This window comes from Sinomonas cellulolyticus (assembly GCF_014656475.1).
In the GTDB taxonomy this organism is placed as follows: Bacteria; Actinomycetota; Actinomycetes; order Actinomycetales; family Micrococcaceae; genus Sinomonas; species Sinomonas cellulolyticus.
The window spans coordinates 62,707-84,647 of the sequence record NZ_BNCM01000001.1; the positions used below are offsets into that span (position 1 = coordinate 62,707).

General features: G+C 69.9%; 20 protein-coding genes. 19 read left to right on the plus strand and 1 reads right to left on the minus strand.

Features of this window, described 5'->3' with window-relative positions:
• Window positions 1-41: 41 nt before the first annotated feature.
• From alaS to nusB, 10 genes are all read left to right on the plus strand, one after another.
• Window positions 42-2,732, plus strand: a complete 2,691-nt coding sequence (gene alaS / locus IE231_RS00280; protein WP_189691949.1) for an alanine--tRNA ligase — start codon at window positions 42-44, stop codon at window positions 2,730-2,732.
• 12 nt (window positions 2,733-2,744) lie between these two features.
• Window positions 2,745-3,296 carry a Holliday junction resolvase RuvX gene (ruvX, locus tag IE231_RS00285; RefSeq protein ID WP_189691950.1) on the plus strand — a complete coding sequence of 184 codons (552 nt, stop codon included), beginning with the start codon at window positions 2,745-2,747 and terminating at the stop codon, window positions 3,294-3,296.
• Between the two features lie 5 nt (window positions 3,297-3,301).
• Complete coding sequence (gene mltG / locus IE231_RS00290; protein WP_229866398.1) at window positions 3,302-5,251, plus strand: endolytic transglycosylase MltG; 1,950 nt, start codon at window positions 3,302-3,304, stop codon at window positions 5,249-5,251.
• A complete protein-coding gene (locus IE231_RS00295; RefSeq protein ID WP_306341549.1) occupies window positions 5,248-6,120 on the plus strand; it encodes a shikimate dehydrogenase in 873 nt (290 codons plus the stop codon). The genes mltG and IE231_RS00295 overlap by 4 nt, the downstream gene beginning before the upstream one ends.
• A gap of 26 nt (window positions 6,121-6,146) precedes the next feature.
• Window positions 6,147-7,346, plus strand: a complete 1,200-nt coding sequence (gene aroC / locus IE231_RS00300) for a chorismate synthase (protein ID WP_189691952.1) — start codon at window positions 6,147-6,149, stop codon at window positions 7,344-7,346.
• Window positions 7,343-7,906, plus strand: a complete 564-nt coding sequence (locus IE231_RS00305) for a shikimate kinase (RefSeq protein WP_189691953.1) — start codon at window positions 7,343-7,345, stop codon at window positions 7,904-7,906. The genes aroC and IE231_RS00305 overlap by 4 nt, the downstream gene beginning before the upstream one ends.
• Complete coding sequence (gene aroB, locus IE231_RS00310) at window positions 7,903-9,006, plus strand: 3-dehydroquinate synthase (protein WP_189691954.1); 1,104 nt, start codon at window positions 7,903-7,905, stop codon at window positions 9,004-9,006. The genes IE231_RS00305 and aroB overlap by 4 nt, the downstream gene beginning before the upstream one ends.
• Window positions 9,003-9,512, plus strand: coding sequence for a tetratricopeptide repeat protein (locus IE231_RS00315; protein ID WP_189691955.1), 510 nt, complete (start codon window positions 9,003-9,005; stop codon window positions 9,510-9,512). Before aroB ends, IE231_RS00315 begins: the two co-directional genes overlap by 4 nt.
• Before the next feature lie 73 nt (window positions 9,513-9,585).
• The gene (efp, locus tag IE231_RS00320) at window positions 9,586-10,149 is read left to right on the plus strand and encodes an elongation factor P (protein WP_189691956.1); all 564 of its coding nucleotides are present in this window, start codon (window positions 9,586-9,588) and stop codon (window positions 10,147-10,149) included.
• Entirely contained in the window at window positions 10,149-10,559 is a 411-nt protein-coding gene (nusB, locus tag IE231_RS00325) for a transcription antitermination factor NusB (protein WP_189691957.1), read from the plus strand. Before efp ends, nusB begins: the two co-directional genes overlap by 1 nt.
• A gap of 123 nt (window positions 10,560-10,682) precedes the next feature.
• Here nusB and IE231_RS00330 read toward each other — a convergent pair whose 3' ends face one another.
• Complete coding sequence (locus tag IE231_RS00330; RefSeq protein WP_189691958.1) at window positions 10,683-11,840, minus strand: PrsW family intramembrane metalloprotease; 1,158 nt, start codon at window positions 11,838-11,840, stop codon at window positions 10,683-10,685.
• A 108-nt stretch (window positions 11,841-11,948) separates the two neighbouring features.
• On the opposite strand from IE231_RS00330, the gene pyrR reads away from it, so the two are divergent.
• The 9 genes from pyrR (at window position 11,949) to gmk (ending at window position 21,929) form a co-directional block, all read left to right on the plus strand.
• Window positions 11,949-12,566 carry a bifunctional pyr operon transcriptional regulator/uracil phosphoribosyltransferase PyrR gene (gene pyrR, locus IE231_RS00335; RefSeq protein WP_189691959.1) on the plus strand — a complete coding sequence of 206 codons (618 nt, stop codon included), beginning with the start codon at window positions 11,949-11,951 and terminating at the stop codon, window positions 12,564-12,566.
• Window positions 12,563-13,570 (plus strand): aspartate carbamoyltransferase catalytic subunit, encoded by a 1,008-nt coding sequence (locus tag IE231_RS00340; RefSeq protein WP_189691960.1) that lies wholly within the window; start codon window positions 12,563-12,565, stop codon window positions 13,568-13,570. Before pyrR ends, IE231_RS00340 begins: the two co-directional genes overlap by 4 nt.
• Window positions 13,567-14,895, plus strand: a complete 1,329-nt coding sequence (locus IE231_RS00345) for a dihydroorotase (RefSeq protein ID WP_189691961.1) — start codon at window positions 13,567-13,569, stop codon at window positions 14,893-14,895. Before IE231_RS00340 ends, IE231_RS00345 begins: the two co-directional genes overlap by 4 nt.
• Window positions 14,895-15,416 carry a PH-like domain-containing protein gene (locus tag IE231_RS00350; RefSeq protein ID WP_189691962.1) on the plus strand — a complete coding sequence of 174 codons (522 nt, stop codon included), beginning with the start codon at window positions 14,895-14,897 and terminating at the stop codon, window positions 15,414-15,416. Before IE231_RS00345 ends, IE231_RS00350 begins: the two co-directional genes overlap by 1 nt.
• A gap of 3 nt (window positions 15,417-15,419) precedes the next feature.
• Window positions 15,420-16,646, plus strand: a complete 1,227-nt coding sequence (gene carA / locus IE231_RS00355) for a glutamine-hydrolyzing carbamoyl-phosphate synthase small subunit (RefSeq protein ID WP_255429803.1) — start codon at window positions 15,420-15,422, stop codon at window positions 16,644-16,646.
• Window positions 16,646-20,002: a carbamoyl-phosphate synthase large subunit gene (gene carB, locus IE231_RS00360; protein ID WP_189691963.1), complete on the plus strand. Its 3,357-nt coding sequence runs from the start codon at window positions 16,646-16,648 to the stop codon at window positions 20,000-20,002. Before carA ends, carB begins: the two co-directional genes overlap by 1 nt.
• Window positions 19,995-20,861 (plus strand): orotidine-5'-phosphate decarboxylase, encoded by an 867-nt coding sequence (gene pyrF / locus IE231_RS00365; protein WP_189691964.1) that lies wholly within the window; start codon window positions 19,995-19,997, stop codon window positions 20,859-20,861. Before carB ends, pyrF begins: the two co-directional genes overlap by 8 nt.
• A gap of 76 nt (window positions 20,862-20,937) precedes the next feature.
• Window positions 20,938-21,252, plus strand: a complete 315-nt coding sequence (gene mihF / locus IE231_RS00370; protein WP_189691965.1) for an integration host factor, actinobacterial type — start codon at window positions 20,938-20,940, stop codon at window positions 21,250-21,252.
• A 62-nt stretch (window positions 21,253-21,314) separates the two neighbouring features.
• Entirely contained in the window at window positions 21,315-21,929 is a 615-nt protein-coding gene (gene gmk / locus IE231_RS00375; protein WP_189691966.1) for a guanylate kinase, read from the plus strand.
• Window positions 21,930-21,941 lie beyond the last annotated feature (12 nt).

Genomic DNA, 21,941 nt, shown 5'->3' on the forward strand with positions numbered 1-21,941 from the left:
TGATGGAGCCCGCACACACAAGAAGGTTGAAGCACACGCACATGAAGTCCCACGAGATCACCCGGCGCTGGATCGACTACTTCGTCAGCAAGGGGCACACCGCCGTGCCCTCGGCGTCGCTCGTCTCGCCGGATCCGTCGATCCTGTTCACGATCGCCGGCATGGTGCCGTTCATCCCCTACCTCACGGCGCGGGAGGAGCCGCCCTTCCCGCGGGCCACGAGCGTGCAGAAGTGCATCCGGACGGCGGACATCGAGGAGGTCGGCAAGACGGCGCGCCACGGCACCTTCTTCCAGATGTGCGGCAACTTCTCCTTCGGCGACTACTTCAAGGAAGACGCGATCCGCTTCGCGTTCGAGCTCCTCACCATGAGTGTGGACGACGGCGGCTACGGCCTGCCCGCGGAGAAGCTGTGGGTGACGGTCTACGAGGACGACGACGAGGCCGCGAACCTGTGGCTCAAGCACACGTCCATCCCCGCCGAGCGCATCCAGCGCATGGGCAAGAGCGACAACTACTGGTCCACCGGCCAGCCAGGCCCCGCGGGCCCCTGCTCGGAGATCTACTACGACCGCGGCCCGGCCTACGGCCCCGAGGGTGGGCCGGCCGTGGACGATACGCGCTACATCGAGATCTGGAACCTCGTGTTCATGCAGTACCAGATCGAGAACGTGCGCTCGAAGGTCGATTTCGACATCGTCGGCGAGCTACCGAAGAAGAACATCGACACGGGCCTCGGCATGGAGCGCCTCGCGATGATCCTCCAAGGCGTGGAGAACATGTACGAGACGGACCAGGTCCGCCCCGTGATCGACAAGGCCGCCGAGCTCTCCGGCAAGGAGTACACCTCCGCGGAGACGCCGGAGGACCCGCACCACACCGACGACGTGCGCATGCGCGTCGTGGCCGACCACGTCCGCAGCGCCCTCATGCTCATCACCGACGGCGTGACGCCCTCCAACGAGGGCCGCGGCTACGTGCTGCGCCGCCTCATCCGCCGCGCGGTGCGCGCCATGCGCCTGCTGGGCGTCGAGAAGCCGGTCCTCCCGGCGCTCTTGCCCGCCTCCCGCGACGCCATGAAGGGCGTCTATCCGCAGGTCGAGAAGGACTTCGACAGGATCAGCCGCATCGCCTACGGCGAGGAGAAGGCATTCCTGCGCACGATCGCCGCCGGCACCGCGCGCCTCGACGAGGCCGTCAGCCACTCCAAGGCCGAAGGCCATCCGCTCTCCGGCGAGGAGGCCTTTACCCTACACGACACCTACGGCTTCCCGATCGACCTGACGCTGGAGATGGCCGAGGAGGCGGGGGTCACCGTCGACGAGGCGGGCTTCCGCGCCCTCATGGAGGACCAGCGCCAGCGCGCCCGCAAGGACGCGAAGTCGAAGAAGTCCGGCCATGCGGACCTCACGCTCTTCCAGGAGCTCCACGCCGCCGGCGACACTGTGTTCACCGGCTACACCGAGCTCGAGGGGGAGTCCCGGATCCGCGGTCTCGTCTCTGCCGGAAGCCGTGTGGACCGTGCCTCCGCCGGCGAGGAGGTCGAGATCGTCCTCGAGGAGACCCCGTTCTACGCCGAGGCAGGCGGCCAGGCGGCCGACCGCGGCCTCATCTCCGGCGACGGCTTCCTCGTCGAGGTCCTGGACGTCCAGCGCCCCATCAAGGGCCTGTCCGTCCACAAGGCCGTGGTGCGCGAGGGTGAGCTGACGGCCGAGGCCCTCGTACGCACCGCCGTCGACCGGGAGCGGCGCCACGGCGGCGAGCAGGCCCACAGCGCGACGCACCTCGTGCACGCTGCCCTGCGCCAGATCCTCGGCCCGGAGGCCGTCCAGCGCGGCTCGTTCAACAAGGCCGGGTACCTCCGCTTCGACTTCGCCTGGGGCGAGCAGCTCTCGGGTGCGGCGAAGAGCGAGATCGAGGAGGTCGCGAACCTCGCGATCCGCGACAACTTCACCGTCAACACCTCCGAAATGCCGCTCGCCGAGGCCAAGGCCGCCGGTGCCATGGCCCTCTTCGGAGAGAACTACGGCTCCCGCGTGCGCGTCGTGGAGATCAACGGCCCCTGGTCGATGGAGCTCTGCGGCGGTACGCACGTGGACTCCACCGCCCTCATCGGCTCCCTCACCATGCTCGGCGAGCAGTCGGTCGGCTCCGGCAACCGCCGCGTCGAGGCGTACGTGGGCCTTGACGCGTTCCGCCACCAGGCCGCCGAGCGCGCCCTCGTGTCCGAGCTGAGCGAGATGTTCAAGGTTCCCTCGACCCAGCTGACCGAACGGATCTCGAGCACCCTGGAGAAGCTCAAGACGGCTGAGAAGGAGCTCGAGCGCCTCCGCAAGGAGAAGCTCGCGGCCTCCGCCGCCGCTCTCGTGGGCACCGCGAAGGACGTCGCGGGCGTCCGCCTCATCACGCACGACGCCGGGCAGCTCGGCTCCGCGGACGAGCTCCGCGCCCTCGCGCTCGACCTCCGTGGGCGGCTGGGCGATGGAGACGGGGCGCCTGCTGCGACGGTCGCGGTTGCCGGCGTGGCCAAGGGCCGTCCCGCAGTCCTCGTGGCGACGAACTCCGCAGCCCGCCAGGCCGGGGTCAAGGCGGGTGCGCTCGTGCGCACCGCTGCCGGCATCCTCGGCGGTGGAGGCGGTGGCAAGGACGACGTCGCGCAGGGCGGCGGCACGGATCCGGCGAAGATCGTCGAAGCCCTGGGGGCGATCGCGACCGCTGTCGCGCAGCGCTGACCGGAGCCGCCTATGACTTCCCACGATCTGTCAGGACGTCCCTTCCCCCGGGGCGTCAGGCTTGCTGTTGACGTCGGTTCGGTCCGCGTCGGCGTCGCAGTGTGCGACGCCGACGGGATCCTCCCCACTCCCGTGAAGACGCTGGCACGCGACCCCAAGCGGAACAGTGACATCAAAGTGCTCGTCCGCGAGGCCGCGGAGCGCGGCGCTGTCGAAATCTACGTTGGCCTGCCGCGGACCCTTGCAGGCCGAGAGGCCGAGTCCGCCGCGATGGCGAGGTCGTTCGCCGAACTGCTCGCCGCCCAGCTGGCCGCGGCGAGCCTCGCCTGCCCGGTCAGGCTCGTGGACGAGCGGTTCACGACCGTCGAGGCGCACCGGCACCTCCGGGCGGCTGGCATGGACTCGCGCGAGCATCGTAGAGTGGTGGACCAAATGGCCGCAGTCGGGATCCTCACCCATGCACTGGACCTCATCCGCGGCCGTGGTGAGGCGGGGGCACTGGTAGAGGCCCCCAACCTGCGGAGTGGGGAAATCCGTAGCGACGACTCGGATGTGAGAGGCTAGCGACGATGGACCCCCAGGACACCACGACCCCGGCCGTGCCTGACCGGCCCCTGACGCGCCGCGAGCTGCGCGAGCGCGAGCGTGCCCAGCAAGAGGCCGCCCAGCGACTGCTCACCCCCCAGCGCCGCGCAGATGCCGCCCCTGCCTCGGGGTTCCCGCGCCCCGCCGTATCCCCGCAGAGCGAGCGCGCGGCCACTCCGACGGCCACAGCCTCGGCCACGGCTCCCGGTCTCACCGGCCCCGATGCCCCGCGTCCTGGCGGCGGGGAGTCCCACACGCACGGGCGGCGGCGCGCACGGACGCCGGAGCCACTCGTCCCGAGCGCCGTCCCAGCGACCTCGGCCGCAATGGGCTGGGGGTCCTACCCGCCGTCCTCGGGGCCCGCCGCCTCCTACGCGACGGCGTACGCGCCGCCGTCCCCGGTGATGGTCCCGGATGCCGGCGCCCCCTCTGTCCTCCCTTCACCGGTTCCCGCCCGGCGTACCTCTCTCGATGTGGCGCCCCCGATGCCGGAGGCTGAGCCGCAGAGCGCCCCCGCGCCGTCGGCCGCTCCTGTGGCAGGGACCGGTTTCTCCGACGCCGCGCCCGCGACCGCCTACCTTCCCGCCGTGACCGAGGACGCCCCGATCCGCCGGAACGTCTTTCCCGCGGCGGCCCACGCGCTCAGCACGGCGGCGCCGACGGAGCAGGCGCAGCCTGCACACCACTGGGGACTCGCCGACGCGCACATCGCGGACGACCTGGTCGACGAGGGCCTGAACCACGCGCACTACGACGACTACCACCACGCCGAGTTCGAGCACGGGACCCACGGCGCACATGCGTTCGTGCCAGAAGCTGACCACCATCCGTTCGACGACGTGCACGGCGTCTTCGGAGAGCCCGTCGTCGCCAAGAAGCGGAAGTCCCGTCGCGCGCGCGTTGTCATCGGCCTGGCCCTCGCGCTCGCGCTGTTCATCGGCGCCTCGCTGATCGGCGTCGAGTTCCTCAAGCCGATCCTCGGCATCGACAAGGTCAAGGACTTCCCCGGTCCCGGGAGCGGCACTGTCACGGTGACCGTGCAGCCGGGGTCCGGGGCAGCGGCGGTCGCGAGCAGCCTTGAGAAGCAGGATGTCGTGGCCGACGCGGGGACGTTCCTGAAGGCCTTCGCTGCCGCCGGCGGCAGTCTCCACCCGGGCGACTACACCTTCAAGAAGGAGATGAAGTCCTCGGACGCGGCACAGATCCTCGTCGGGAGCTCCAACGACAAGGTCATCTACCTGGCCCTCAGTGCGGGCATGCGCGTAGGCGAGTCCCTCGATGCCATCGCCAAGGCTGCCAGCGTGGACCGCAAGGACCTCGACGCGCTCAACTCGAAGCCTGCCGACTTCGGGCTCCCGGCCAAGGCGAAGAACCTCGAGGGCTATCTCGCCCCCGGCGAGTACAGGTTCCCGGTCGGGACCTCGGCGAAGGACATCCTCACGAAGCTCGTCACCACCACTCTGGACAAGCTCAAGGCGGACGGGATCACCGATCCCGCCAAGCAGTACGACGTCCTGACGGTCGCCAGCATCGTCCAGGCCGAGGGCGGACGCGCGGACTACGGCAACGTGGCCGGCGCGATCTACAACCGCCTGAAGCCGAACACGGAGACCAACGGCTATATCCAGTCCGATGCCACCGTGACCTACGGGCTCGGGAAGAAGAGCTACCACATCACCGAGGATGAGAAGGCGGACAAGAGCAACCCGTACAACACGTACGCCAACCCGGGCCTCCCCGCAGGTCCCATCGGATCGCCGGGCGCATCGGCGATCGACGCCGCCGCGAAGCCGACTCCCAACGACTACCTCTACTGGGTGACGGTGAACCTCGACACGGGTGAGACCAAGTTCTCCAAGACCTACGCAGAGCATCAGGTCTACGCCCAGCAGTACAACCAGTGGTGCCAGTCGAACCCCGGGAAGTGCCAGTGACTCGGCCTCGCGCCGCCGTCCTGGGCCATCCGATCAGCCACTCGAAGTCCCCGGCGCTGCACCGCGCGGCCTACGCGCTCCTGGGCGTCGACATGGACTACGGCGCGTTCGACCTCACCGAGGAGCAGCTGCCGGAGTTCGCCGACCGTGTGCGTACTGAGCCGGGCTGGCGCGGCTTCTCGGTCACCATGCCGCTCAAGGCGGCCTTCGTGCCGCTCATGGACCGGGTTGAAGGCCTTGCGGCGCAGCTCGGCGCGCTCAACACGGTAGTCGTGTCTGAAGGGCCGGACGGCGTGGCTCTGAGCGGCCACAACACGGACGTGGCCGGGATCACCGAGGCCTTCCGGCAAGCCGGACTGGATCGTGTTGTCGATCCGGTGGTCATCGGGGCCGGCAATACGGCCCTCGCGGCCGTCGCCGCGCTCCAGCGCCTCGGCGCGGCACGGATCGAGTTCCTCGTCCGCAACGCCTCCCGCGCCGGAGAAGCCGCAGCCCTCGCCGAGCGGTTCGGGCTCGCGGTCACGGTCACCCCACTCGCCGGCGCGGCTCGACGCCTGGCCTCCGCCGACGCCGTCGTGAGCACCCTTCCGCCGCACGCAGCGGATGGCGTCGCCGAGGAGCTCGCGCGCTGTGCTCCCGCGCACGACGGCGCGCGGCAGGTACTGCTCGACGTCGCCTATGATCCGTGGCCCAGCCGGCTGGCGTCGGCGTGGGAGGCCCGCGGTGGGACTGTGCTCCATGGGCTTGAGATGCTCGTGTACCAGGCCGTGGAGCAGATCGTGCTGTTCACCGGGCGCGAGGATGCGCGCTCCCGGGACGTCATAGATGTGATGTGCGACTCAGTGGGCATACCCCGGCGCGCGGCCTGACGGGCCATCGTGGCAGGATGGATGTCATGTTGCGTTGGTTGACTGCCGGTGAGTCCCACGGCCCGGCACTCGTAGGCATCCTCGAAGGGCTTCCCGCAGGCGTGGCGCTCACGAGCGAGGACATCCGGCAGGCCCTGGCCCGGCGGCGTCTCGGGTACGGCCGCGGAGCCCGGATGAAGTTCGAGGAGGACAAGGTCACCATCCTCGGCGGAGTCCGGCACGGCAGGACCCAGGGCGGCCCCGTCGCCATCGAGGTGGGCAACACCGAGTGGCCCAAGTGGGAGCAGATCATGGCCGCCGACCCCGTGGACCCCGAGGTCCTCGAGGGGCAGGCACGCAACGCGCCGCTGACCCGGCCTCGGCCCGGGCACGCAGACTTCACCGGCATGCAGAAGTACGGGTTCGACGAAGCGCGTCCCGTCCTCGAGCGTGCCTCCGCCCGTGAGACCGCCACCCGCGTTGCGCTCGGCACTGCAGCGGCCGCGTTCCTGAAGGAACTCGGCATCGAGCTCGTGAGCCACACGACCCAGATCGCCGGGGTTGCCGTCCCCGAGGATGCGCCGCTGCCCGTCCCAGCGGACGTTGCCGCTCTCGACGCCGACCCCCTCCGCTGCCTCCACGCTGCGACGTCCGAGGCCATGGTGGCCGAGGTCGACGCCGCCCACAAGGAGGGCGAGACGCTCGGTGGCGTCGTGGAGGTCCTCGCCTATGGCCTGCCGCCGGGGCTGGGGAGCTACGTCCACTGGGACCGCCGCCTCGATGCGCGTCTGGCCGCGGCCCTCATGGGCATCCAGGCGATCAAGGGCGTCGAGGTCGGGGACGGCTTCCGCACCGCCGCCCGTCGGGGCTCAGCCGCACACGACGAGATCGTGCGCGACGAGCACGGCAAGATCGTCCGCTCGACCAACCGGGCCGGTGGGATCGAGGGAGGCATGAGCATCGGGGACGTCCTGCGGGTGCGCGCCGCGATGAAGCCCATCGCCACCGTGCCCCGGGCACTGCGCACGATCGATGTGGCCACCGGCGACGCGGCGAAGGCGCACCACCAGCGCTCGGATGTCTGTGCTGTCCCTGCCGCCGGCGTCGTGGCGGAGTCCATGGTGGCCCTCGTGCTGGCCCAGGCCGTGCTCGAGAAGTTCGGCGGAGACTCGGTGGCAGAGACGCGCCGCAACATGGAAGGGTTCGTCGCAGCCATCCCCGCAGCGCTCGACTCGGTGGCCGGATGAGCCCACGTGTGATCCAGCTCGACCGGCCGGTCGTGCTGTTCGGGCCCATGGCCGCCGGCAAGAGTTCGGTCGGTGCGGCTCTCGCCGCGCTCCTCGGCGCGGAGTTCCTCGACACAGATGCCCTTGTGGTCGCCGAGCACGGGCCGATCCCCGAGATCTTCGCCACGCAGGGAGAAGAGGCGTTCAGGCGGGCCGAAGCCGAGGTGATTGCCCGCACCCTCGGTACCGTGCGTCCGCACGGCCTCGTGCTCGCGCTGGGCGGCGGTTCCGTGCTGCGCGAGGACACGCGTTCGCGGCTGGTGCACGTGCACCGCGTGTACCTGCGCGCCGACTGGGACGACGTCGCGCCCCGGCTCGCGGGCAGCGCGGACCGTCCGCTGCTCCACGGCGATGCGGAGAACAGCTGGAAGGCCCTCATGGAGCGACGCCGACCCGTCTTCGAATCGCTCGCGAGCCTCAGCGTGGACACGGGCCACAGCACCGCTGCCGAGGTGGCGGGATACATTGCGAGCGAGATCGCGGCCGGAAAGTGCCGCGTCGACGAGGGAGTCAGTGCATGAGCAGCGACGCTGCTGTCATCAAGGTGACGGGGACCACCCCGGCCGAGAATTACGACGTCGTGGTGGGCCACGGGCTCTTGGACCGTCTGGGTCCCGCGCTCGGCGAACGCGTCCGCCGCGTCCTCGTCATCCACCCGCGGGCTCTGAGAGCCACCGGGGACACGGTCCGCGAGTCGCTCGAGGGCGACGGATTCACCGCACTCACGGCAGAGATCCCCGACGCCGAAGAGGGCAAGCACATCCAGGTCGCCGCATTCTGCTGGCAGGTCCTGGGCCAGAACGACTTCACGCGGTCCGACGCCATCGTCTCGGTGGGAGGCGGAGCGGTGAGTGACGTCGCCGGCTTCGTCGCGGCGACCTGGCTCCGCGGCGTCCGCGTCGTACACCTGCCCACGAGCCTGCTCGGGATGGTGGACGCCGCCGTGGGCGGCAAGACGGGCATCAACACCGCGGAGGGCAAGAACCTCGTCGGCGTCTTCCATCCGCCTGCGGCCGTGCTGGCGGACCTCGACGCCCTCGCCACCCTCCCGCGCAATGAGCTCATCTCCGGCATGGCCGAGGTCGTCAAGTGCGGCTTCATCGCCGACCCCGCCATCCTCGACCTCATTGAGCAGGACCCGGCGGCTGTCGCCGACGCCACCTCACCCGTGGTGCGTGAGCTGATCGAACGTGCCATTGCGGTCAAGGCCCGGGTCGTCTCGGAGGACCTGAAGGAGTCCGGACTGCGGGAAATCCTCAACTACGGCCACACCCTGGGCCACGCCATCGAGCTTGCGGAGCGCTACTCGTGGAGGCACGGGGCAGCGGTGAGCGTGGGCATGATGTTCGCGGCCGAGCTCGCGCGCAGCGTGGGACGGCTCGACGACGCCGTGGCCGACCGCCACCGCACGATCCTCGAGTCCCTCGGCCTGCCCACCTCGTACCGGGGCGACCGCTGGCAGGCACTGCTCGACGGGATGCGGCGCGACAAGAAGTCCCGGGGTGATCTGCTGCGCTTCGTGGTGCTCGAGGACGTTGCCAAGCCGGGCATCCTCGAGGTGCCGGACACCTCCCTTCTCTTCGCGGCCTATCAGGAGATCTCCGAGGGGGCCGCCGCATGATCGCGGACCGCCGGGAATGGCCCCAGTCCGGGTTCCCGGGCATCGCCATCAACCCCGAGACACTCACCACGGAGGTCGTCGACGAGGACCGCTGCGAGCAGGCGATCGCCGCCAGCGGTGATCCAGGCGACCAGGCTCTCGTGGAGCTCGCCCGCGGGCATGTCAGTGCGGCTGCCGAGATCCTGTCCGAGGCCCGCTACCGCGACCCCGAATCGTTCAAGCTCAAAGTCCTCGAGCTTGACGTGCTCCGTGCCGGGAACCGGCATGACCGCGCCGTCGAGCGGGCCCAGCAGCTTCTTGCCGAGGCCAGGGGAACCAAGGACGAGGCCAAGGTCCTGCACTATCTGGGCAAGATCGAATTCTCACGCGGCAGGTATGCCGCGGCGGTGAAGGCCTTTGCGCAGGCACTCGACCTGCGCGTCGCCCAGTCGGCGGATGCCAGCCTCATCTACTCCTCGACTGTGGCCCTCGGCCGGGCCCGGGAGCTGCTCAGCAACGAGGTGTGACGGCCGGGGTCTTCTGCTCCGGTTAGAATGGTCTGCGGATTTCTGAGCAGAAGAAAAGACGAGAGGCGCTTTCGTGGCAACCACCAACGACATCAAGAACGGCACCGTGCTGAACCTGGACGGCCAGCTCTGGAACGTTATCGAGTTCCAGCACGTCAAGCCGGGCAAGGGCGGCGCCTTCGTCCGCACCAAGCTGCGCAACGTCCTCTCGGGCAAGGTGGTCGACCGCACATTCAATGCGGGCACCAAGATCGACACGGCAACGGTCGACCGCCGCGACTTCCAGTACCTGTACAAGGATGGCGCGGACTTCGTCTTCATGGACACCGACACGTACGACCAGATCACCGTGACCAATGAGACGGTCGGGGACGCGGCCAACTTCATGCTCGAGAACCAGACGGTCCTCATCGCCCTCCACGACGGCAGCCCGCTGTACGTCGAGCTCCCGCCGAGCGTTGTCATGGAGATCACCTACACCGAGCCCGGCCTCCAGGGCGACCGTTCCTCGGCCGGGACGAAGCCCGCGACCATCGAGACGGGCTACGAGATCCAGGTCCCGCTCTTCCTCGAGACCGGCACGAAGGTCAAGGTGGACACGCGCGATGGCAGCTACCTGGGTCGAGTCAACGACTAGTGAGCGCCCGCGGCAAGGCCCGTGCAAGGGCCCTCGACATCCTCTTTGAGGCGGAGCAGCGCTCCGTCCCCGCCACAGACGCCATCCAAGGGCGCCGGGACCGGACCGAGCAGGTCATCAACCCGTACACCGTCCAGATTGTGGACGGTGTGACGGCCAAGCAGGCGCAGATCGACGAGATCCTGCGCACCTATGCCCAGGGCTGGACGCTCGAGCGGATGCCCGCCGTCGACCGCATCATCCTGCGCATCGGCACGTGGGAGCTGCTGTACAACGATGAGGTGCCGGATGGTGTAGCGGTCAGCGAGGCGGTTTCGCTGGCCCGGACCATGTCCACAGACGAGTCGCCTTCGTTCGTCAACGGGCTCCTGGGCCGCCTCCAAGAGCTCAAGCCGACCCTGCTCGCCTGACGCGTCATCCCTGTGGTTCCGATGCCGCAGGATGCTGACGCCAGAGCGGCACACTGCGCCCGGAACCGAGGGACCCCGCATTGCGGGGTCCCTCGGTCGTCTCAGAGGGTGCGGCGCGTCGTCTCAGGACTGCAGGCCCAGGTGCGGAATCCCGAGTACCGCCGACCGGTGGCGTCCGGTCCGTTCGAGAAGGTCCCGCTCGGCCTCCGCGTAGCCGCGGACCTCGCGGCCGCTGAGCACCCGCTGCCGCACGGCGGCGAGATCGGTGGCGCTGCGGATGAACGCGCGCATCTCGTGCCGGCGGCCCCGCGCGGCGGCCCACCTCAGGCCGGCGGAGCGTCCCCGCGGGGTGGCGAGCATGTCCACCTCGAGCGGCGTGAACCAGCCCGCCCGGGCATACTCGAGGAGCGTGGTCCGAGTGAGGCGTGCCTCCGCACGTCTCAAGAAGTAAACGCCCAGGACTGCCGCGCCGAACAGGGGAATCTGGACCAGGACGTAGAGCAGGAAGAAGTCCTCGCCGGCGCTGTTCCAGAGCGCGTGAAGGAGCATGGCAGGCACAAGGCCTGCTGCGAACGTGCCCATCACGAGGCCGGGGCTCCAGCGACGCGCCGCGAGCCCCACGATCAGGCCCAGAGTTCCCGTGAACATCGCGTGGGCGAACGGAGAGAGGACCCCGCGCATCGTGAAGATCAGGGCCAGTGAGGCGGCCGACCCGGCGCTGTCCGCATACAGCCGCCCGAAGTACAGGATGTTCTCGGTGAAGGCGAACCCGGCAGCGACCGTCATCCCGTAGACGATCCCGTCCACGGGTCCGTCGACGAATCGGCGCGCGGCCAGCATGAGGATCAGCAGGCCCAGGCCTTTGGAAACCTCCTCAACGACAGGGGCTTCCACCGTCGCGAGGAACTCGAGGGTCTGCGCTTCCGTTGCGTCGCGCGGGCCGAACCGGGCGAGGAAGAGGGGCTGGACGAGCGTCGTCGCCGCGACCGCCACCACCGCTCCCCACCCCAGGGCGAGGGCCAGGAGCCTGCGCGGCTCCGGCTCCCACCGGTCGACCACGTGGACGCCGAGGAGCACCAGGCTGAGGGGAAAGAGGGAGAGCAGGAAGCCGACGAGGAGTCCGGCGCTTCCGGTGGCACGGAGCAGGAGGGGCACGACGACGGCGAGGCCCGCCAGGAGGGCCCCGGCGCCCGCGGCGACGAGCGCGACCAGACTGAACCGCATGCCCGTCCGGCGGGGCGCAGGAACCACGACGGGCATCTGCGGAGGCGGGGCGCTCATAGCTCAAGGCTAGCGGGCGGCCCGGGCGGTCCTGCGGCCGTGTGATAGCGTGGAACGACAGTTTTCCTCATTTAATTCCGTCCTGTGAGGCGGGGAAAGGGGTCTGCTGTGGCACCCGCCTCTGCAGAAGTACGCAGCGCGGACGGGCAGAAGGGCAATTCAGGCCGTGTCGTCCTGACATCAGGCGACATCGACCGGGCGCTCACCCGTATCGCGCACGAGATCCTCGAAGCCAACCGGGGATCGGAGGGCCTCGTCCTCCTCGGCATTCCGCGACGGGGTTACCCCCTCGCCGTCCGTCTGGCCTCCAAGCTCGCCGCGGCCGACTCGTCACTCGACCCGGCCTCTATCGTCGGCCAGCTCGACATCACGATGTTCCGCGATGACCTCGCGCGCCAGCCCACGCGGCCTCCAGCGCCGACCACGCTCCCTGCCGGGGGGATCGATGACAAAGTGGTCGTGCTGGTCGACGATGTCCTCTACTCCGGCCGCACCATCCGGGCTGCCCTCGACGCCCTCGTCGATCTGGGCCGTCCGCGCTCCGTGCGCCTCGCCGTGCTCGTGGACCGCGGTCACCGTGAACTGCCCATCCGCGCGGACCATGTGGGCAAGAACCTGCCGACCTCGCGGTCGGAGAAGGTGAGCGTCCGCCTCTGTGAGGTCGACGCGGGCATCGACGCCGACTTCGTGGCGATCGACTCGCCCGAGGGCGAGGTCGCAGCGTGAAGCACCTGCTGTCCACGCGGGATCTCTCGTCGGCGGACGCGATCCGGATCCTCGACACGGCGGAGGAGATGAGTGCGGTCAACTCGCGGGAGGTCAAGAAGCTCCCTGCGCTCCGTGGCCGCACCGTGGTGAACCTCTTCTTCGAGGACTCCACCCGGACCCGCATCTCCTTCGAGGCCGCGGCGAAGCGTCTTTCCGCGGACGTGATCAACTTCGCGGCGAAGGGCTCGTCGGTCTCCAAGGGCGAATCCCTCAAGGACACGGCGCAGACTCTCGAGGCGATCGGCGCCGACGCGGTCGTGATCCGCCATTACGCCTCGGGCGCGGCGCATCGCCTCGCCGTGACGGACTGGATCAGCGCGGCAGTGGTCAACGCCGGCGACGGCACGCATGAGCACCCGACCCAGGCACTCCTCGACGCGTTCACCCTCCGTCGGCACCTTGCCCGGGTGGCGGGCACGGCGTCGACCGGCCGCGACCTGGCCGGCGCGCGCGTGATCATTGTGGGGGACATCCTCCACTCGCGCGTCGCACGCTCCGACGTGTGGCTCCTGACGACGCTCGGCGCGCACGTGACGCTCGTGGCCCCGCCCACACTCCTGCCCATCGGCGTCGAGGGGTGGCCGTGCGAGGTCTCCTACGACCTCGACGAGGCCATCGCCTCCCGCCCCGACGCCATCATGATGCTGCGGGTCCAGGCCGAGCGGATGAATGCCTCGTTCTTCCCCTCGACCGGCGAGTACTCCCGCCGATGGGGGCTCGGGGACGAGCGGTTCGCGCGGCTCGACGACCTCGGCCTCAAGGACACCGTCATCATGCATCCCGGCCCCATGGTCCGCGGCCTCGAGATATCCTCGTCGGCCGCGGACTCGGACCGTTCCCAGGTGCTCAAGCAGGTCGCCAATGGCGTGTCCGTGAGGATGGCTGTCCTGTACCTGCTCATGTCCAGCGGCCTCGCCGGCAGCGCCACGGCCGCACCCCAGCTGAAGGAGACGGTTTCATGACGTCCTCGCCCCGCTACCTCGTCCGCGGTGCGTCCCTCTACGGAGAGAAGGCGACTGACCTCCTCATCGCCGACGGCGTGATCGCCAGCGTCGGTTCCGGACTGGACGCCGACGGAGCGACCGTGGTGGACGCCGAGGGCCTCGTCGCGCTGCCCGGGCTCGTGGACGTCCACACCCACCTGCGCGAGCCCGGCAGGGAGGACGCCGAGACGGTCGAGACGGGCTCCCGTGCGGCGGCCCTCGGCGGCTACACGGCCGTGCATGCCATGGCCAACTCGAACCCGGTGGCCGATACTGCTGGCGTCGTGGAGCAGGTTGCCCACCTGGGCCGCCGCGCCGGCTGGGTCGACGTGCGGCCCGTCGGCGCCGTGACCGTGGGCCTGGAGGGCGAGCGCCTCGCCGAGCTCGGTGCGATGGCCGAATCCGCCGCCGCCGTGCGGATGTTCTCGGATGACGGCATGTGCGTCCACGATCCACTGCTGATGCGCCGCGCGCTCGAGTATGTCAAGGCGTTCGACGGCGTGGTCGCGCAGCACGCGCAGGAGCCGCGCCTCACCGCGGGTGCCCAGATGAACGAGGGCTCGGTCTCCTCGGTCCTCGGCCTTCCCGGTTGGCCCGCCGTGGCCGAGGAGAGCATCATTGCGCGCGACGTCCTCCTCGCGCAGCATGTCGGCTCGCGGCTCCACGTGTGCCACGTGTCCACCGCCGGGTCCGTCGAGATCATCCGATGGGCCAAGGCCCGGGGGATTGACGTGACCGCCGAGGCAACGCCCCACCACCTGCTGCTCACGGACGAGCTTGTGCGCACCTACGACCCCGTGTACAAGGTGAATCCGCCGCTGCGCACCCATGACGACGTCATGGCGCTCCGCTCGGCCCTGGCGGACGGCACGATCGATGTGGTCGGGACAGACCATGCGCCGCACCCGAGCGAGCACAAGGACTGCGAGTGGGTCCAGGCGGCGATGGGGATGACGGGGCTCGAGACCGCGCTCTCGGTCGTCCAGCAGGCGATGGTCGAGACCGGCCTGATGACGTGGCGGGACGTGGCCCGGGCGATGTCCGAGGTCCCCGCCAGAATCGGCCGCCTGGCGGATCAGGGCCGGCCCCTCGCCGAAGGCGAGCCGGCGCACCTCACGCTCGTGGACCCGGCGGCGCGCTGGACCGTGGACCCGGCGGTGCAGGCCACGAAGGGCCGCAACTCGCCGTTCGCGGGCAGGGAACTGCCCGGCCGGGTGGTTGCGACGTTCTACGCCGGGCATCCCACCGTGCTCGACGGCGCGCTCAACTCGCCGCGCCCGGCCCACGGATCGGTGGTGGCGTGATGGAGCGTCTCGGACCCGGCCTGCTCATGCTGCTCCTGGCCCTCGTGCTCGTGGGCCTCGTATGGGCAGGCTGGCGCGGCCGGCTCAAGCGTCAGGCAGGCGTTGCGGCGCCCGTGCCCGCGCCGGCCGACCTCGGCGCCGAGCGCTTCCGATGCTCGGGGCAGTACGTGGTGACCACCACGGCGGGGGACTGGCTGGACCGGATCGCCGTCCATGGCCTCGGGGTCCGCACACGCGCGGAAGCAGTCGTGACGGATGACGGGATCGCGTTCGACCGAGCCGGCGCCGAGAGGCTGTTCGTCCCGCGCGAGGATCTGGACGGCGTCCGACTCGAGTCGGGCATGGCGGGCAAGTTCGTGGAGAAGGACGGCCTCGTCGTCGTCGGCTGGGATCTCGGCGGCACGGCCGTGGACACCGGCTTCCGGCCCCGCTACGCGCAGGAGAAGAAGGCCCTCGTGGCCGCGATCGAAGAATTGATGGGTTCCGCAGCCCCCGCTGGCGGCGGATCAGGGAAAGAGTGAGCAGTGACTGAGAAGGCCACAACCCAGAACCCGGCCGTGCCCGAGCCGGCCGTCCTCGTCCTCGAGGACGGGAAGATGTTCCGCGGCAGCAGCTACGGCACGGTGGGAACCGCATTCGGCGAGGCTGTCTTCGCGACCGGAATGACCGGCTACCAGGAGACGATCACCGACCCCTCGTATGCGCGCCAGATCGTCGTGCAGACCGCGCCCCACATCGGCAATACCGGTGTGAACAGCGAGGACGCCGAGTCCCGGCGCATCTGGGTCGCGGGCTACGTGGTGCGCGACCCTGCGCGACGGCCCTCGAACTGGCGCAGCGAGCGCAGCCTCGACGACGAACTCGTCGAGCAGGGCATCGTGGGCATCCAGGGAGTCGACACCCGCGCCATCACCCGCCACCTGCGCGAGCACAAGACCATGCGGGCTGCGATCTTCTCCGGCGACGCCGCGCGGCGCCCCGACCGGGAACTCCTTGACGAGGTGCTCGCGAGTGCCCCGATGGAAGGCTCCCGCCTCGCCGAGGAGGTGAGCGTTGATACCGCGTACACGGTGGATCCCGCCGACCACGGGTGGACGGGCGAGCCCCGCTTCACCATCGCGGCCATCGACCTCGGCATCAAGGCCATGACGCCGCACCGGCTCGCCGAGCGCGGCGTGCGCGTGCACGTGCTCCCTGCCACGGCCACCGCGGAGGACGTCCGGGCCGTCAACCCCGACGGGTTCTTCATGTCCAATGGTCCCGGCGATCCCGCGACAGCCGACGCCCAGGTGCGCCTGCTCCGCTCCGTCCTCGACTCCCGGCTGCCCTACTTCGGCATCTGCTTCGGCAACCAGATCCTCGGCCGGGCCCTCGGCTTCGGCACCTACAAGCTCCGCTACGGCCATCGCGGGATCAACCAGCCGGTCATGGACCGCCGCACCGGCAAGGTCGAGATCACGAGCCAGAACCACGGCTTCGCCGTCGACGCCCCGCTCGAGGGCGCCACAGTGGCGCCCGAGGGGCAGTACGGCCGGGTCGAGGTGAGCCACATCAGCCTGAACGACCAGGTGGTCGAGGGCCTCGCGTGCCTCGATATCCCGGCGTTCTCCGTCCAGTACCACCCCGAGGCGGCCGCCGGCCCGCACGACGCCGCGTACCTGTTCGACCGCTTCATCGACATGATGGAAGCGAGCAGCGCCGGGAACGACCAGACCACCGACGAGACCGAGAAGACCGAGGAAGCGAAGTAATGCCGAAGCGCACAGACCTGAAGAGCGTCCTGGTCATCGGCTCCGGCCCGATCGTGATCGGCCAGGCTGCCGAGTTCGACTACTCCGGCACGCAGGCCATCCGGGTGCTCAAGGAGGAGGGCCTCCGTGTCATCCTCGTCAACTCGAACCCGGCCACGATCATGACCGACCCGGAGCTCGCGGACGCGACCTACGTCGAGCCCATCACCCCGGAGGTGGTCGAAAAGATCATCGCCAAGGAACGCCCGGACGCGATCCTGCCGACCCTCGGGGGCCAGACGGCTCTGAACACCGCGATCGCCCTCGACAAGAACGGCGCACTCGAGAAGTACGGCGTCGAGCTCATCGGTGCGAACATCGCCGCGATCGAGCTCGGTGAGGACCGTGAGAAGTTCAAGGGCGTCGTCGAGCGCTGCGGTGCCGAGAGCGCGCGCAGCCACATCGTGCACTCGATGGACGACGCGCTCAAGGCGGTGGAGGACCTCGGCTACCCGGTCGTGGTGCGTCCCTCGTTCACGATGGGCGGCCTGGGCTCGGGCATGGCGTACAACGAGGAGGACCTTCACCGGATCGCCGGCGCGGGCCTGCAGTACAGCCCGACCACTGAGGTGCTCCTCGAGGAGAGCATCCTCGGCTGGAAGGAATACGAGCTGGAGATGATGCGCGACAAGAACGACAACGTCGTCGTCGTGTGCTCCATCGAGAACTTCGACCCGGTCGGCGTCCACACCGGCGACTCGATCACTGTCGCTCCAGCGCTCACGCTCACTGACCGCGAGTACCAGAAGCTGCGGGACGTCGCCATCGCCGTCATCCGCGAGGTCGGCGTGGACACGGGCGGGTGCAACATCCAGTTCGCCGTCGACCCGGCCACGGGACGCGTCGTCGTGATCGAGATGAACCCGCGCGTCTCGCGCTCCTCCGCACTCGCCTCGAAGGCCACCGGGTTCGCGATCGCGAAGATCGCCACGAAGCTCTCCCTCGGCTACACCCTGGACGAGATCCCGAACGACATCACGCAGAAGACGCCGGCCAGCTTCGAGCCGACGCTCGACTATGTCGTCGTGAAGGTGCCCCGCTTCGCCTTCGAGAAGTTCCCGGCCGCGGATCCCACGCTGACCACCACCATGAAGAGCGTCGGCGAGGCCATGGCCCTCGGCCGCAACTTCACCGAGGCCCTGCAGAAGGCCCTCCGCTCCCTCGAGCAGAAGGGCGCCGAGCTCGACTTCTCCCCGGTGCCCGACTACGAGGTCCCCGAGCTGGTCGAGAAGGCCAAGCGCCCGACGACGAACCGCCTCGCCCAGGTGCAGCGCGCCCTGCTGGGCGGGGCGAGCGTAGAGGAGCTCTTCGAGGCCACGAAGATCGACCCGTGGTTCCTGGACCAGATCGCCCTCCTGAATGAGGTGGCGGCCGAGATCAAGGCCGCGCCAGCCCTCACGGAGGACGTGCTGCGCCACGCCAAGCGGTACGGCTTCTCGGACGCGCAGATCGCCGCGCTCACCCATTCCTCCGAAGCGGTCGTGCGGGGAGTGCGCCATGCGCTCGGAGTCCGCCCCGTGTACAAGACCGTGGACACGTGCGCCGCTGAGTTCGCGGCCTACACGCCGTACCACTACTCCTCGTACGACGAGGAGGACGAGGTCGAGCTGCACAAGAAGCCTTCGATCATCATCCTCGGCTCCGGGCCGAACCGGATCGGCCAGGGCATCGAGTTCGACTACTCGTGCGTCCACGCCACGATGGCCCTGCGCAGGGCCGGCTACGAGACCGTCATGGTCAACTGCAACCCCGAGACGGTCTCGACCGACTACGACATCTCGACGCGCCTCTACTTCGAGCCGCTCACGCTCGAGGACGTCCTCGAAGTGATCGCGGCCGAGGAGCGCACCGGCGGCGTCGTGGGCGTGTTCGTCCAGCTGGGCGGCCAGACCCCGCTCAAGCTCGCCCAGCAGCTGGCCGATGCCGGCGTCCCCATCCTCGGCACGTCGCCCGAGGCCATCGACCTCGCCGAGCACCGCGGCGCCTTCTCGAAGGTCCTCGACGACGCTGGCCTCGTATCCCCGAAGAACGGCACCGCCGTCTCCTTCGACGAGGCCAAGCGGATCGCCGACGAGATCGGCTACCCCGTCCTCGTGCGTCCGTCCTACGTCCTCGGCGGACGCGGGATGGAGATCGTCTACGACGAGGCCAACCTCCACCGCTACATCGAGAACGCGACCGAGATCACTCCGGACCACCCTGTCCTGATCGACCGCTTCCTCGAGGATGCGATCGAGATCGACGTCGACGCCCTGTACGACGGCACCGACCTGTATGTCGGCGGCATCATGGAGCACATCGAGGAGGCCGGCATCCATTCCGGCGACTCGGCGTGCGTCCTGCCGCCGCTGACCCTCGGCACGGATGTCGCAGAGCGGGTGCGCGAGGCCACGCGCGCCATCGCGGAGGGCGTGGGCGTCCGCGGCCTGATCAACATTCAGTTCGCCCTCGCCGCCGACGTGCTGTACGTCCTCGAGGCGAATCCGCGGGCCTCCCGCACGGTGCCCTTCGTCTCGAAGGCCACCGGCGTCCAGCTGGCCAAGGCCGCCGCCCTCATCGGCACCGGCGTGACCATCAAGCAGCTGCGCTCGGCGTACCACATGCTCCCCGAGACGGGCGACGGCGCGGTGCTGCCCGCCGGTGCCCCCGTCGCCGTGAAGGAGGCGGTGCTCCCGTTCAGCCGCTTCCGCACGCCCGAGGGCACGGTCGTGGACAGCCTGCTCGGCCCCGAGATGCGCTCCACGGGCGAGGTCATGGGCATCGACAAGCACTTCGACACGGCGTTCGCCAAGAGCCAGGCCGCGGCGAACAGCTCCCTGCCGACCTCAGGGCGCGTGTTCGTCTCGGTGGCCAACCGGGACAAGCGCTCGATCATCATGGGGGTGAAGAAGCTCTCCGACCTCGGGTTCGAGATCCTCTCCACGGGTGGCACCGCCGCGGTGCTGAACCGCAACGGGATCAACGCGACCGTGGTGCGCAAGGTCACTGACGGCTCGGCGCCCACCGACGGCGCGGGGACGATCGTGGACCTCATCAACGACGGCAAGGTGGACATGGTGTTCAACACCCCGTCCGGCGGCACGGCCCGCGGCGACGGCTACGAGATCCGCGCCGCCGCGACGTCCAACGGCAAGCCGTGCATCACCACGGTGGCGGAGTTCAACTTCGCCGTCCTGGCCATCGAGGCCATGCGCAGCTTCGAGTGGAACGTCATGAGCCTCCAGGAGCACGCGGCGTCCCTGCGCGCGAGCGCTCGGGACGGCGCCCACGTGACTGCGGCGGCAACGGCCTCGGCCGAGGAACCGGCGCGTGCCTGAGCCGCAGCAGCCCGGCGGCCGGGCGCCCTTCGGCGCCCGGCTCGCCGCCGCCGTCGGACGCCTCGGACCGCTCTGTGTGGGGATCGATCCGCACCCGGCACTCCTCGCGTCGTGGGGCCTCTCCGACGACGCCGAGGGCCTCCGCCGGTTCTCGGCGACGGTCCTCGCTGCGGTCGCCGGCGTTGCGGCCGCGCTTAAGCCCCAGGTGGCGCTGTATGAGAGGCACGGCTCCGCGGGGATCGCCGCCCTCGAGGATCTCCTCGCCGACGCCCGTGAGGCGGGCCTTCTGACGATCGCGGACGCCAAGCGCGGGGACATCGGCTCGACCATGGCAGCCTACGCCCAGGCCTGGCTGGGGGAGGGCTCGCCCCTCGCGGCCGACGCGGTGACACTGAGCCCTTATCTGGGGTTCGAGTCGCTGCGGCCCGCACTCGACGTCGCGGCCGAGACGGGGCGCGGTGTCTTCGTCCTGGCCCTGACGTCGAACCCGGAGGGAGCGTCCGTCCAGCACGTCGGAGGCGACGCGTCCGTGGCGCGCAGGGTCGTCGAGGCCGCCACCGCCGAGAACCGCAGGTACTCGGGCGCGGACCGGGGCGAGGGTTCGGTCGGGCTGGTGGTCGGTGCGACCGTGGGGGACGCGATCGCACGGCTCGGTCTCGACCTGGCAGCGATGGGCGGCCCCATCCTCGCTCCCGGCCTCGGCGCCCAGGGAGCGACGGCTGCCGCCATGCGGGAGACATTCGCGGCGGCCTATCCCCGGGTCCTCGCGACCTCGAGCCGGGACATCCTCCGCGCGGGTCCCGACGAGAGAGAAGTGCGTGCCAGCGCGGAACGCACCCTCGAGGGCCTCCGGGGCTGACTGCCTCCTTGCCTTCACCGCGTGCGCCGTCTAGGTTTCGAGGCAGTCGGACAAGGCGGAGCAGGAGGCGGCGCGGATGGCACTCGAACCCCTGACACCCCAGGAGAGGCGTGAGGCGCTCGGGAAGGCCATGGAGGCCCGCGGCGTGAGGTCGCGCGCCAAGGCCGCCCTCCGCTCAGGCGAGCTTTCGGTCTCGGAGCTCCTCGCCCGCGCCCACAGCGACGAGGCTCTCGCCCGGCTCAAGGTCACCGAGATGCTCGAGTGCCTCCACGGCGTCGGGCCCGTGAGGGCCCTCGCCATCCTGGAGGACCTCGGGATCGCACCGAGCCGACGGCTCAGGGGCCTCGGCGTCCACCAGCGGCAGGCGCTGGTAGATTTTCTGGCAGGCTGATCAGTTCTGCCAGGGCACTGCCCGGCGCGGATCGTCGCGCCGGGCCTCATCGAAGGGACAGCGTGGAGCAGGAACACCCACGGACACAGGGCGGCGCGGGGCACAGCGGACTCACAGTGCTCGCGGGCCCCACCGCGGTCGGCAAGGGCACCGTCTCGACCTACATCCGCGACACGTACCCAGAGGTCTGGCTGTCGGTGTCGGCAACCACGCGCGAGCCCCGCGCCGGCGAGGCCGACGGCGTCCACTACTTCTTCATCAGCAGCGACGAGTTCGACCGGCTGGTCGGCGAGGACGCCTTCCTCGAGTGGGCGGTCGTCCACGGCAGGAACCGCTACGGCACTCTGCGGCGCACGGTCGAGGAGGCGATCGCGGCCGGGAAGCACGTCCTGCTCGAGATCGACCTGCAGGGCGCCCGCCAGGTCAAGGCCGCCATGCCCGACGCCCGGTTCGTCTTCCTGGCCCCGCCGAGCTGGGACGAAATGGTCCGTCGGCTGGTCGGGCGCGGCACCGAAACTCCCGAGGAACAGCAGCGCCGCCTCGAAACGGCTAAAATGGAACTCGCTGCCGAGCCCGAATTCGATGTCACCGTCGTCAACGACGACGTGAAACGGGCGGCAGACGAGCTTGTGTCACTCATGGGCCTGACGCCGCACGCCCGCCAGGCGTCGCACTAGAGCGCCGTCACC